This is a genomic window from Isosphaeraceae bacterium EP7 (assembly GCA_038400315.1).
In the GTDB taxonomy this organism is placed as follows: domain Bacteria; phylum Planctomycetota; class Planctomycetia; order Isosphaerales; family Isosphaeraceae; genus EP7.
The window spans coordinates 458,643-470,967 of sequence record CP151667.1 but is presented as its reverse complement, the minus strand read 5'-3'; the positions used below and the strand labels follow the sequence as shown (position 1 = coordinate 470,967).

At 68.8% G+C, this 12,325-nt stretch carries 9 protein-coding genes; 4 read left to right on the top strand and 5 right to left on the bottom strand.

The window, feature by feature from the left end:
- The first annotated feature begins 506 nt into the window (after window positions 1-506).
- Window positions 507-968, top strand: coding sequence for a DUF3592 domain-containing protein (locus EP7_RS01980; protein WP_463525892.1), 462 nt, complete (start codon window positions 507-509; stop codon window positions 966-968).
- 305 nt (window positions 969-1,273) lie between these two features.
- On the opposite strand, the gene EP7_RS01975 is transcribed toward EP7_RS01980, so the two are convergent.
- The 4 genes from EP7_RS01975 to EP7_RS01960 form a co-directional block, all read right to left on the bottom strand.
- On the bottom strand, window positions 1,274-1,942 hold the full coding sequence (locus tag EP7_RS01975) for a PEP-CTERM sorting domain-containing protein (protein WP_463525891.1): 669 nt from the start codon (window positions 1,940-1,942) through the stop codon (window positions 1,274-1,276).
- Between the two features lie 609 nt (window positions 1,943-2,551).
- Window positions 2,552-3,241 (bottom strand): class I SAM-dependent methyltransferase, encoded by a 690-nt coding sequence (locus EP7_RS01970; protein WP_463525890.1) that lies wholly within the window; start codon window positions 3,239-3,241, stop codon window positions 2,552-2,554.
- A 214-nt stretch (window positions 3,242-3,455) separates the two neighbouring features.
- Window positions 3,456-5,051: a calcium-binding protein gene (locus EP7_RS01965; protein ID WP_463525889.1), complete on the bottom strand. Its 1,596-nt coding sequence runs from the start codon at window positions 5,049-5,051 to the stop codon at window positions 3,456-3,458.
- An 866-nt stretch (window positions 5,052-5,917) separates the two neighbouring features.
- The gene (locus EP7_RS01960) at window positions 5,918-6,385 is read right to left on the bottom strand and encodes a hypothetical protein (RefSeq protein ID WP_463525888.1); all 468 of its coding nucleotides are present in this window, start codon (window positions 6,383-6,385) and stop codon (window positions 5,918-5,920) included.
- A 341-nt stretch (window positions 6,386-6,726) separates the two neighbouring features.
- Here EP7_RS01960 and EP7_RS01955 point away from each other — a divergent pair, with 341 nt between their 5' ends.
- The 3 genes from EP7_RS01955 (at window position 6,727) to EP7_RS01945 (ending at window position 10,790) form a co-directional block, all read left to right on the top strand.
- Window positions 6,727-7,944 carry a MoeA family protein gene (locus EP7_RS01955; protein ID WP_463525887.1) on the top strand — a complete coding sequence of 406 codons (1,218 nt, stop codon included), beginning with the start codon at window positions 6,727-6,729 and terminating at the stop codon, window positions 7,942-7,944.
- A gap of 439 nt (window positions 7,945-8,383) precedes the next feature.
- Window positions 8,384-10,429, top strand: coding sequence for a S8 family serine peptidase (locus EP7_RS01950; protein ID WP_463525886.1), 2,046 nt, complete (start codon window positions 8,384-8,386; stop codon window positions 10,427-10,429).
- 13 nt (window positions 10,430-10,442) lie between these two features.
- Window positions 10,443-10,790 carry a DUF1493 family protein gene (locus EP7_RS01945; protein WP_463525885.1) on the top strand — a complete coding sequence of 116 codons (348 nt, stop codon included), beginning with the start codon at window positions 10,443-10,445 and terminating at the stop codon, window positions 10,788-10,790.
- A 65-nt stretch (window positions 10,791-10,855) separates the two neighbouring features.
- Here the strand turns inward: EP7_RS01945 and EP7_RS01940 are convergent, their stop codons facing one another.
- Window positions 10,856-12,277: a DUF1501 domain-containing protein gene (locus EP7_RS01940; RefSeq protein WP_463525884.1), complete on the bottom strand. Its 1,422-nt coding sequence runs from the start codon at window positions 12,275-12,277 to the stop codon at window positions 10,856-10,858.
- Between the last annotated feature and the right edge of the window lie 48 nt (window positions 12,278-12,325).

Genomic DNA, 12,325 nt, shown 5'->3' with positions numbered 1-12,325 from the left:
CAGCCCCGGCCTCGATGCCGGGAAGGCGCTCGGTTGGTCGCCGGGGGAGAGATTGGCTCGATGTCCCGGCGCCGACGATTGGCGAGGAAAATGGCGCGGATCGATCGAGTGTACTGGATTTCCGAATTCAACGCGCGACCGGTCCGCTCGGGACAGCTTACGCGGGCAATGCGGGTGATGCAACGATTCCGGCGTCTCAGGCCCGAGCCGTATGCCAATGGCCGAGCCAGCCGAGGGGCTGGCCGACGTCGCGGGCGGCGCAGGGGTGCGAGGCGACCAGCTCGGGGGGACGATGAGGGGTTGCTCGTCGAGCAGGGCTAGGCCGACGGATCGGGCGATGTCCAGATCATCCGAGACGTTTCGGTGGATGGTGGTGATGGGCTGGCGCAGGCCGGTGGCGGGGTCGATGAAGCGGGCTCGCTGCGTGCCCCGGCTTATCGATCGAAGTCGCAAGACGAGTCGAGTAAGATCGCATCGGGGAAAGGACTCGAGCCTCGGAGGCGCGCATGCTCGCCGGTTATCTCAACATCTGGCTGCCCGCGGCCGGATTGTGCTCCCTCATCTTCGCCTACCTCGCGACGCTGGCGATCGACCATCTCCGTGCGAGACGCTGGCCTCGGTGCGCGGGCACGATCGTTGAGTCGGTGGTCGAAGAGGAAAACCACGAATCAGGCGGCGGCGCATTCGGCCCGCGCGTCCGCTTCACCTATGAGGCGGGCGGAGTGTCACGCGAGAGCCGGCACTTTGCCTTCCATACGTGGATCGGCTCGCGTGCCGGGGCCGAGGCCACGATCGCCAAGTACCCCGTCGGCTCGGCCGTGACCGTCTACCACCACCCGAGCCGCCCGGAGCAGGCGGTTCTGGAGCCCGGATCCGCAGCCCTGTCGGTCGCGGTCGCCGCCTTCGCCGGGCTGCTTTTCCTCGGCTCGGTCGTGACCTGGTTGGGCGCTTCATGGGCCTCGGGCTAGCGGTCGGCCACCGACGATATGAGGGCTTTGGCGGGATCAACTTTGCCCCGAGAAGCCAGCATGCTTCCGGCCCGGCGGCGAGCCCACCCGAGGAAGGTGACGAATCGGGCAAAGGTCGGCGTGGCGAAAAACGGGAGGCCGGGCTTCGAGCGACGGCCGAGCGTCACTCGTCCAAACCATGAAGGGCCGTCCTCGCCGCTCGCCTGGGGTGCGTGTGCAACGACCCAGGCCACCGCGGAGACGGCCCCTCGAAATCGACGTCGGTCGAGATGATCGCTCGCGAAGTTTCAGACCATCTCGATGGTTCAGCGCGAGGTGCGACCTCGGAGAGGATCACGGCGCCATGCCAGCGCACCGACCAGCCCGATGCCGACCAGGACGATGGCGCTAGGCTCCGGGACGACCGAGACGCTGCCGACATAATCTAATGCGTCCGACCGAGTCACGACCGCGACGCCGTAATCGACGTTCGAGGTCCCGGGAAGAATGCCGTTGCTCCACAGGTTGACGTATCGGCCGCCGCCGATCTCGAAGAGCAGCCCGTAGATATCGAGGAATCCGCCGTGGAACGGGTAGTCCGACGCGGTCTGCGGCGAGCCGCCCGGCCAGAACAGGTTGGTGTAGCTCAGAGTGCCGTTGTTCATCGGGGGAAGGCCCGCCGCGACCGCGAACCGACTGAAATCGTCGGGCGCCAGGAGATTGGTGGCATCGGGCGTGGCGTGCGTGATCGGCACCAGGGAGCCGATCGCCGCATCGACGATGTTCAGGCCATTGTTGGTGTCGGTGAAGGTGCCGCTGATCCCGGTCACCTCGAACGCCTGGGAATACTTCGCGTCCGTCGCCGGGCCATAGGTCAACTCGATGTTGCCGCTGACCCCCGCGCCGGTGAAGCTGAAGTTGAACGTGTCGGCATGCGACTGAGTCGTGAACGACGCGGCAAGCAGCACCGTCGAAATGACAAGCTTCTTCGTCATCAGTGAACTCTCTCGATTTGCAATCGTGACAATCTTGCGCACGGATCCGCCGATGTGTTGCAATCGAACTTGCCGACGAGCAAAGCACTCGCAGCTCGACAATCGGAGGACGCCCCGGCACCGAAGTCCGGAGATCCTAGCTACCTAGGCGATGAAGAGCAAACCTTAAATCCGCACCCATTGAGTCGGCCTTTGTAAGCAGCACCTCCACCGTTGACCTCGAACGATCCTTCTTTCATGCCCCCACGGCCCAGGCGGTTCGGGGCCACTGATCTGGACGTCTTGAACGGAATCCGAGCGGGCCAGGGCGGTTCGATCGCGTCACCGGGTTCGCATGCCCACCATCCCGACCTCCTCCCGATCCATCATCCGACGTCGCGAGAATCCCGGGCAATTCGGTCCGCTGACGATCTCGCCTGAGCATTATTAGGCTTCCCCGAGGGAGGTGGCACGGGGCAATCGCCGAGAATACCGCGGCCGGTGCCGAGGACCATGGGGCCTTGCCGCTCGACCAGGGACGAGGACGCGAATGCCGCGGCCTCGTCGCGGCCCGAGGTGGACTGATCGAGGAGCCGCGAGTCGGTCGGCACGCGAAGCGTCCCCGGCGGATCAGGCCACGGGCGAGCTCCAGTGCCCGAGCCAGCCGAGGGGCAAGCCGCTGTAGCGGGCGGCGCGAGGGAGGGTCAGGGCAAGTTCGGGGGAGACGATGAGGGGTTGCTCATCGATGAGCGACAGGCCGACGGAGTGGGCGATTTCCAGATAGTCCGAGACGTTTCGATGGATGGTGGTGATGGGCTGGCGGAGGCCGGTGGATGGGTCGATGAAGCGGGCGCGCTGGCCGCCGGCGGTGCGGTCGGGGTGCAGGGCGGTGAGGATCAGGCGGCCGCCGGGGCGGAGGGTGCGGACGACCGAGGCGAGGGCCGCGGGAAGGTCGGGAAGGTGCTCGGCGACGAGTCCCATCAGGGCGAGCTCGACGGAATGATCGGGCAGGGGGAGGGGTTCGGGCAGGGCGTGGCGCACCCAGGTCACGGGACGGCCGGCGAGCTTGGCGCGGGCCAGGTCCATCATCGCGGGGGTGGCGTCGGTGGCCACCACTCGGGCGCCGGCGTCCAGCAGCGAGAGCGTATGCCGGCCGGTGCCGCAGCCGATGTCCAGGGCGAGCACACCGGAAAGGTCGCCGAGACGGGCGCGAACGGCCGGGCCTTCCATGGCGACGAGCGGGTTCCCGTCGTCGTCATAGCACGACGCCCAGGCTGTGTAGCCCTCGACGACCGATAGCTCCTCGCTGGCTTCAAGCATCCGTCATGCCTCCGTCGGGGATCGAGATCGGGCCGGGCTGGCAACGTTCCATTGTCGCCGCCGGGCCCGCGTCCGACTACCCGAGGCATTCGACGGTGAAGAACTGGCTCCGGGATGAGGCGCGGCCCACGGCTCGGCTCCGCGGCGAGGCAGCCCTGGCGCGGGCGGCGCCAGCCAGATCCGGCGCCGCCCGCTGACTCCTGCGGGATTCGGATCAACCCTGGATCACGACGTTATCGCCTGTCCCTCCGTCGAGGACGTCGAGGCCGGGGCCGCCGAGGAGGACGTCGTCGCCCTCGTCCCCGAGGAGGACGTCGGCACCGTCGCCGCCGATGAGGATGTCGTCGCCCACACCGCCGTCGGCCGTGAGGCCGATCGCTCCCGCGGCCAGACTCGAGGCTTCCACCACGTCATCGCCTGCCAGGGCGGCGATGATCAGCCGGTCGTTGGCGGCCTCCGCACCCTTGATGTTGACGCGCGCCGCAAGGCCGATCACCGAGGCGCCCGCGGCATCGCCGGCAATGACGATGACATCGTCCCCGTTGGTACCGTTGACGATGACGGAGTCGGCCTGGGCGTCGCCCGTGCCGCTCCCCGGAGGTGTGGCCAGGTCGAGATTGACTTCGGTCAGGTCGGTGCCGCTCAGGTCGTTGACCGTGATGATGTCGGCTCCGCCAAGGGCGTTGAAGTCGACGCGCTCGACGTCGTTGAGGTCCATGGTGATGTTGGCGACGTTGCGGAAGAATCGGACACGGCCGCCGTTCGCCGAGACGTCGATCAACTCGCCGATGTTGGCGCCGTTGAACAGCATCGTGTCGGAGCCGGACTGCCCCTCGACGACATCGCTGCCGTCGCCCGGGTCCCAGACGAAGGTGTCGTCGCCGGAGCCCATCAGCGCCACGTCGTTGCCGCGGTTGCCGTCGATGCGGTCGTTGCCGGTGCCGCCCAGGAGGATGTCGGCGCCGTCGCCGCCGAGGAGAGTGTCGTTCCCCGTGCCGCCGTCGACCGTGAGTTGGATCAGCGCGGCGAGCCCGTTGCCGGCCGAGAACGTATCGTCGCCGCCGTTCGCGTTCACGACAAGGTTCTCCGACGTGCCGATGTCCAGGCTGAACGGGGCGGGGTTCGTGCGGTCGAACCGGACCCGGGTGCCGTTCGCGACCGCGGTGAACTGCTCGGCACCGTTGCCGCCGTTGACCTCGACGGTGTCGACGCCCGTGCCCCCTTCGTTCAGGTCGGTGTCGTCGCCGGGGTTCCAGACCAGCCGATCGTTGCCCGCCTGACCGAAGACCAGGTCGTCGCCGTCGCCGCCGAAGAGCATGTCGTTGTCGCCGCCACCGATCAGCAGGTCTCCTCCCCCCTTTCCAAAGAGCATGTCGTTGCCGTCGCCGCCGAAGAGCTGGTCGATGGCGGAGCCGCCGGTGAGGACGTCGTCGCCGGCGGCTCCGAAGAGGTCCGCCTTCGGCAATGCGCCGTTGGCCTCGTTCAGGTTGAGGACGTCGTTGCCGCCCATCCCGAAGACCTGGATCAGCCGGGTGTTGGCGACCGTCCCCGTCCCGCCCTGGATCGGCACGGCGCCGCCGTTCACCAGGAGCGTCCCGCCCGCGTTCCGCGAGACCGAGACGGAGTTGGCCAGGGCATCGCCGAAGACCGTCAGCACTCCCTGCGCGGCCGAGAACGTGGCCGTGACCGCCGGCAGGACGCGGCAATCCAGCAGCTCGGGGCGATCGAGCTCGACCGGGCGAGCTCGCCTCGACGGCCGCAGGCCGTGCGGACGACTGGAGTGCGCGACGCGTTTTTTACGCTTCCACATGAGAGTCAACTCCAAAGTTGCAGGGAAGACGCAGGAGACCCGGCGGGCCTCCGGGTGTGCTCCGGGTCAGGATCCTCGACGCAGGACCCAGCCCGGCAGGCCACGACGGAATTGGATGTTCCTCTCGACCCTCCGGCCCTCGCCCGAGGAATGCCCCGGTCCGATCACGGCACGACTCGCAGCCTCACGCTGCGGCCCTGCCGAACAGGCGCCTCGGCGTGTTCAAGGGTGACCGCGCGAGCCCCGTTCCCTCGGGACGCATCCTGGGCCGCCGCCGGACGACGGGGCTCTTTGTGTAGCCTGGCCGGGGCCTCTCGCCGGGACGAAGCTCGGTTCGACGCGCCGGGCCCGAACGGTGGGAGACGGGCCGCCGAGCGGGCGGGCGGTCGCGGGCTCGACCGAGCCTGCCTCGCCCATTCCCGGTGCCCATCGCGGGCCGATTGGCAACGCCCACACGTTCAGACGTGCAATTTACACACTTCTCGGTTGGATCGATATTCGAAAAGATCCCGGTGTGTTCAGGGCGGCACGCTGCGAGGGCCTTCCGACACGACCGCCATCGGGCTGCCAATGCTCGAGCGGCCCGGTCGTTGCCGGGGCACGAGCTGGGGTTTCCGGCCGGCGGCGAGATCGACGGATCGTCCAGCGCGGCCGGCCGAGTAGGGTTCCACGCCTCAGATCCGGGCGTCTCCCCGGCTTATCTTCGACCGGGGCGTGGTCGCGGGCGGCGCGCGAAGGCAACCCCGGACCGAGGGCCCGGTCCGGGGTCGTCATGGCGGTCGGGAGAGCAAGAGCCCGGCCGCAGTTCGGGGGGAATTGGTCGGGTTGGCGGCCGGGTTTCGTCCCCGGCCACCGACCCTATCTGATCAAGGATTGCCCGGCGGGGGCGGGGGAGGAGTTGGGGCGGGCAGGGGCTGGTTGGCCCCGGCCGGGGGACCGCCGGGCTGGACTCCGCCGACTTCGAGGAGGTCGGGGCGGCCTTCCTGCTCCTGGAGCGGGTTGGGCTGACCGGGGACCACCGGGATGACGGCCGGGCTGCCCGGGGCGGCGTTTCCGGCGTTGGAGGCGCCCGCGGGGGCGTCCGTCGGCGAGATGCCCATGGCCTCCATGCGGGCCCGCTGGGTGGCGGCCTGGGTGTTGGCCCAGGGGAAGTTCGGCCCGGGGGCGAAGTACTGGACGTCGTCCCGCATGTACTTGCCCGAGGGGAGCGTCATGCCTGCGTATTCGACCTGGCAGCCGGTCGACGGTAGGAACCCGCCGACGACAAGCCCAGCCCAGAGCGCCAGGCGGCGACCATTCGGCCGGCGCGGCGAGCTCGTGCGGGGGCACACCATCGTTTCCACCCTCCATGGTACGGCCCCGCCTCGGGAGAAATCCCTTCGGGGCCGTCGATCATCCTGAGTCTGGGTCCGAGACACGACACCAGGGGCCTTCGCCGACATCCGTGGGCTTGGGCCGTCTGGCACGGTCACACGGAAGGAATCGGCCAGAGCGGGCGGTCAAGGCCAATGATTCCGTCGAGAAAGGTCGCAATGTCTCCCTCGGGGTTCGGGGTTGGCCCCAAAGTCATCGTCGCTACAATGCGACCCCGCCCGGAAATGGGGCGGTTCGGGGGGTGGCCCCGAGGGGGCGCGTCGATGCGCCCAAACTCTTCGACGGACGGGAATCACGACGAATGCTGTCCTTGAGCGAGGCGCGCGACGCCATACTGGACGGGGCCCGGCCCGGCGAACCGATCTCGGTGGCGCTGACCGAGGCCCTGGGCCTGGTCCTGGCCGAGCCGGCGATGGCCGACGTCGACCTTCCCCCGTTCGACCGTGCCCGCCGCGGCGGCTACGCGGTGCGCGGGGTCGACGCCTGGCGCGGGGCCCGGCTGCGGGTGGTCGACGCCCAAGGCTTCGGCGACGGGATGGGCCTTCAGGTCCACGCCGGCGAGGCGGCCCGCGTCCGCACCGGGGCGCCCATGCCGGTGGGGGCCGACGCCGTGCTGACCATGCACGACGCCCGCGCCGAGCCCCACGAGGGGCACGGCCGGCTGGTCGAGATCCTTAATGGCGCCGACGTCGGCGACAACGTCGCCACGCGCGGCGAGCTGCTGGAGGCGGGCGACGCCATCGCCCCGGCCGGCACGGTCGTCCGGCCTTCGACCATCCCGCTGCTGGCCTCCCAGGGGTGCGTCTACCCGATCTGCCACCGCAGGGCCCGCGTGGCCGTGGTCGCCGTGGGCGACGAGCTGGTCAACCCCGTCGATGCGCCCACCTTGAACCGCGAGCGCAGCGCGGCCAACCTGGCCGTCCTCGTCCCCTGCCTGGCCTGGGGCGCCGCGGCGCAAGACCTGGGCGCCGTCGGGAGCGACCAGGCCGACTCGGCGCTGGATCGGGCCCTGAATGCGTCGGTGGTGCTGGTGCTCGGCGAGCACGGAGGCGCCGTGCCCAGGGCGCTCCGTCGTGCCGGGGTCGAGATGCTCTTCGACGGCGTGGCGATGCAGCCCGGCGGGCGGATCGGCTACGGAGTCATCCGCGACGGCCAGGGCGGCGTGGTCAACCACGTCTTCCACCTGTCGGCCCGGCCGACCGAGGCCCTCATCGGCACCGTCCTGCTGGTCGGCCCGCTCGTGGCTCGGCTGCACGGCCGGGACGACCGGCTCGGGGGACTTCCGGCCCGGCTCGACGAGGGGCACGTGGCGCACGCCGAGCGGGCCCAGGTCGTGCCCGTGACCGTGCGTGTCTCCGCCGATGGGACGCTGCACGCCAGGCCCGTGGCCCACCGTGGCCCGGCCGACCTGCCGGGACTGGCCGCCGCCGACGCCCTGGCCTTGCTGGCCCCCCGCGCCGGAGCCTGGCAGACGGGAGAGCTGACCGAGATCCTACCCCTGGGCGCCCCCTGGGCCTGAGCAGTCCCGTGACAAAACAGCCCGCCTCCGGCCTCATGCGTCAGCCCGCCGGAAGGCGGCGGGCTGCGTCACGGCGCGGGCGGCGGGCGGAATCCGGATTGCTGGCCCACCTGGCAATCCAGGACGCTCTCCCCCAAGTCGCCACGACTCCACGATTTGCATCTACTCCCTCACCACTCTTGAATGCAATCTTGGATTGATGTTTAGAAATCTCGACTCTCTTCAAGCGATCAATGTCGAAGTGGCCTAGGTTTAAGCGACGTCGGGCCGTAATCGGAAGAATTGGTGTGCGGAACGTCGGCTACCTCTCGCTCTTTTGGCGGGCGCGGCACTAGGATCGGGTCGCCCCTCTCTTCTCTCGGATCGTCCGCCAAGGAATGCGGCCAGCCCCTTCGCGGGCCCGGCGCAGGCACTCGACACGCACCTTGATGAGACACCCATGGCACGTTCCACCCGACGAGCCCAGGCCGCCCTGCGCTTCCGCCCAACGCTGGATTGCCTCGAAGTCCGCCGCCAGATGAGCGGGGCGACCTCCCTGGCCGCGTCGGTCGTGACCAACAGCGTGCTCGTCCGGTTCAAGGATACGGCCAGGGCCGACTCGATCGCCCTGACCCTGAACTCCCTGGGCGCCACCGTCGTCGAGTCGTACGAGAACGGGCCGAAGCACATCGTGCTGGGTTCCGGAGTGGCTCAGTGGTACGCGTTGCAGGCGCTGATCGCCGACCCGAACGTGATGTATGCCGAGGCCGACAAGACCTTCCAGGTCTCTGGCGCGGCCGACCCGAGCGACGCGAGGTACTCGCAGCTCTGGGGGCTGAATAACGCCAACGACGTGGACATCAACGCGCCCGAGGCCTGGAGCATCACCACCGGCACCTCGGCGACGATCGTGGCGGTGCTGGACACGGGCATCGACATCACGCACCCCGACCTGGCCTCGAAGGTATGGGTGAACACCGCCGAGATCAGCGGCAACGGCGTGGATGACGAGAATGACGGCTATGTCGACGACTACAATGGCTGGAACTTCGTCAACAACACCAACGACGTGCGAGACAACAACGGCCACGGCAGCCACGTCTCGGGGACTATCGCGGCGGCCTCGGACAACGGAGTCGGGGTGACGGGGGTGAACTGGAAGGCCCAGATCATGCCCCTGAAGATCCTGGACTCGAAGGGGAGCGGCACCGATAGCGCGGCGATCGCGGCCATCTACTACGCGGTGGCCAAGGGGGCCCGGGTCATCAACGCCAGCTGGGGGGGCGGGGACTATTCGTCGGCGATGCTCGACGCCATTCGCTTCGCCGGCACGAAAGGAGTCCTGTTCGTCGCGGCCGCCGGCAATGACGGAACGAATACCGACGGGTCGCCCGAATACCCTGCCGACTACGGCGCCTCGAACATCATCTCGGTGGCCGCGGTCGATAGCAGCGGCAACCTCGCCTCGTTCTCCAACTACGGGGCGAACAGCGTGACCCTGGCCGCCCCCGGCGTGGGCATCGTCAGCACGATCAACGGCGGGCGGTACTCAAGCTATTCGGGCACGTCGATGGCGACCCCGCACGTCGCGGGGGTCGTTTCCCTGATCCTGGGCCTGTACCCGCAGGACACGCCCGAGCAGGTCATCGCGATCATCAAGGCCACCGTCAAGCCGCTGGCCTCGTTGGCCGGCAAGGCGCAGGCCCCCGGGATCATCGACGCGGCCGCGGCCCTGACCCTGGCCGGCGCCGGGAACACCGGCTCCTCGATCACAACCCCGCCCACGATCACACCGTCGGACGGGACGAGCGTCGGCGGCGTCCTGAACCTCCAGGTGGGCGCGTCGAGCGACGACGACGTGCGGGCGTCGATCTACGCCTCGGACGAGTACCTGGCCAAGCACGGCGGGACGACCGCCGGATTCCTCACGGGCCTCTATTCCGACCTGATGGGCCGGACGCCCGACGCGGCGGGCCTGGCCTACTTCACGGGCCTGATCGCCGGCGGGGCCAGCCGTGTCGATGTGGCACGCTGGATGATGGGATCGGCCGAGGCCCTGGTGACGAAGGTCGCCCGCTGGTACCAATCGGACCTGGGCCGCATCGCGTCGCTGTTGAACCTGAAGGCCGACACCGGCGTGCTGGCCTATGCTCACACCCTGATCGCGGGCACCGCCGGCGACGCCCTGGTGCGGACCTGGATCCTGGGCTCGTCCGAGTTCCTGAACCGCTCAGGCAAGACCAACGCCGGCTACGTGTCCGCCCTGTACCAGGACCTCCTGGGCAGGCCCGCCGACGCGACCGGCTACGCCCAGTTCGTCGGCCTGCTCGATAGCGGCCTGGCCAACCGGGGCGACGTCGCGGTCGCCATCATGGGCTCGCCCGAGGCCAAGCAAGCCAAGGTCGCCGCCTGGTACCAGCAGGGCCTCCTCCGGACCGAGTCCCTGGCCACCCTCAAGGCCAACGCCGGCGTGAAGGGCTGGGCCACCTTCCTGGGCAACCTCTGATGGCAGGCCCACGATGAGTACCAACCTCGAGGCAAGGGTCAAGGCCTTCGTGGCAAGCGCGACGATGACCGATCCCGAACGTCTCACCCCTGAGACCACACTCTTCGGCGATCTCGGTACGGATGGTGCGGACGGCTGGGAACTGATCGAAGCATTCGGCAAGGAGTTCGAGGTCGACCTGTCCCGGTTTGATGCGTCGAAGCACTTCGGGCCGGAAGCCAGCGGCAACCCGCTCGCGATGCTTCATTGGTTCATCGAGGAATTCCTACTTCGGAGAGACCCCCACGAGGTCTGGGGACTCTCGCCCATCACGATCGGGGATTTGATCGAGGCCGCTGAACGGAAGGAATGGCTCAAGTAGCGGCTTCCAGCTCCGCCATCCAACGAATGACGGCGAAATTGGCCGCGTGATCGTTGCCCGCCCCCTTAGGCGAGGATCTCTCGGACGACGCGGCCGTGGACGTCGGTGAGGCTGTGGTCCCGGCCTCCGTAGCGGAAGGTGAGGGCCTCGTGGTCCAGGCCGAGCTGGTGCAGGACGGTCGCGTGGATGTCATGGATGGTGAGCGGGTTCTCGGCGACGGAGTTGCCGAATTCGTCGGTCGCGCCGAAGGTACTGCCACCCTTGAAACCGCCGCCGGCCAGGACGACGGTGTAACCGTTGACGTGGTGATCGCGGCCCGCCGTCTCGCTGACGACCCCAGTGTGCGGGGTCCGGCCCATCTCGCCGGCCCAGACGACGACGGTGGAGTCGAGAAGGCCCCGGCGTTTGAGGTCGGCGATGAGCGCGGCGACGGGCTGGTCGGTGATCATCGCATTCTCGTTGTGGTACTTCTTCAACTCTCCGTGCTGGTCCCAGGGTGAGTTATTGGCGTGGGTCAGCGGGCAGGTGATCTCGACGAACCGGACGCCTCGCTCCACCAGGCGGCGGGCACGCAAGCATTGCAGGGCATAGAACTTCTGGTAGTCGTCGGGGCGATCGAGTCCGTAGAGGCGGCGGGTCTCGGCGGACTCGCCGGCGACCTCGGCGACCTCGGGGACGGACGACTGCATGCGGAACGCGGCCTCGTAGTTCTGGATCGCCGACTCGACGGCGGCCCCGTCGGTCGACTCCGCGGCGAAGGAACGATCCTGGGCCGCGAGCAGGTCGAGCTTCAGACGCTGGATGACCGAGGAGTCGGCCGGGACGATGTCGTCGACCGGGACACCTTTCGACCGGATCATCGTCGCGCCGTGGACGGCGGGGAGGAAGGCGGGGGCGAAGTTCTCGAGGCCGCCGTTGGGAATCCAGTCGTTGTTCAGCAGCACATATCCCGGCAAGTTGGCGTTGCCGGTGGCGAGGCCGTAGGAAACCCACGAGCCGAAGCTGGGCGCCTGGCCGGTCACGCGCCCCGTATGCAGCAAGAGGCTCTGCTGGCCGTGCAGCGGCTGCTCGCCGACGATCGAGCGGACGACGCAGAGGTCATCGGCGACCCCGGCGAGGTGCGGCAGCAGATCGCTGACCCAGAGCCCGCTCTGGCAACGCTGGCGGAACGTCCAGGGGCTACCCAGCCAGACCCGGCTGGCGGCCGACTGCGACTTCTTGGAGACGGCCGCCTCGCCGATGGGCTTCCCTTGATGTTTGGCCAGCGCCGGCTTGGGGTCGAACGTGTCGACGTGGCTGGGGCCGCCATCCATGAAGCAGAAGATGACGCTGCGGGCGCGTGGGGGAGCGCCCCCCGAGGCGCGGGCCTCTTCGTTCATCAGCCCGGCCAGCGCCAGCATGCCGAAGCCGCACGAGGCGGAGTTGAGGAACTCGCGGCGGGACCGGAGGCGACGGTTGCCATGTCCAGGGCAGGGGGTTTCGTTCATGGATGGACTTCCGATCTCTCTGGTTCCGGCGCCGGGCGAGGTTGCTCG

What these genes read in the sequence shown, in the direction of transcription:
- EP7_RS01980 (WP_463525892.1), top strand. Translation starts at nt 507, where the DNA reads ATGCTCGCCGGTTATCTCAACATCTGGCTGCCCGCGGCCGGATTGTGC.
- EP7_RS01975 (WP_463525891.1), bottom strand. Translation starts at nt 1,942, where the DNA reads ATGACGAAGAAGCTTGTCATTTCGACGGTGCTGCTTGCCGCGTCGTTC.
- EP7_RS01970 (WP_463525890.1), bottom strand. Translation starts at nt 3,241, where the DNA reads ATGCTTGAAGCCAGCGAGGAGCTATCGGTCGTCGAGGGCTACACAGCC.
- EP7_RS01965 (WP_463525889.1), bottom strand. Translation starts at nt 5,051, where the DNA reads ATGTGGAAGCGTAAAAAACGCGTCGCGCACTCCAGTCGTCCGCACGGC.
- EP7_RS01960 (WP_463525888.1), bottom strand. Translation starts at nt 6,385, where the DNA reads ATGGTGTGCCCCCGCACGAGCTCGCCGCGCCGGCCGAATGGTCGCCGC.
- EP7_RS01955 (WP_463525887.1), top strand. Translation starts at nt 6,727, where the DNA reads ATGCTGTCCTTGAGCGAGGCGCGCGACGCCATACTGGACGGGGCCCGG.
- EP7_RS01950 (WP_463525886.1), top strand. Translation starts at nt 8,384, where the DNA reads ATGGCACGTTCCACCCGACGAGCCCAGGCCGCCCTGCGCTTCCGCCCA.
- EP7_RS01945 (WP_463525885.1), top strand. Translation starts at nt 10,443, where the DNA reads ATGAGTACCAACCTCGAGGCAAGGGTCAAGGCCTTCGTGGCAAGCGCG.
- EP7_RS01940 (WP_463525884.1), bottom strand. Translation starts at nt 12,277, where the DNA reads ATGAACGAAACCCCCTGCCCTGGACATGGCAACCGTCGCCTCCGGTCC.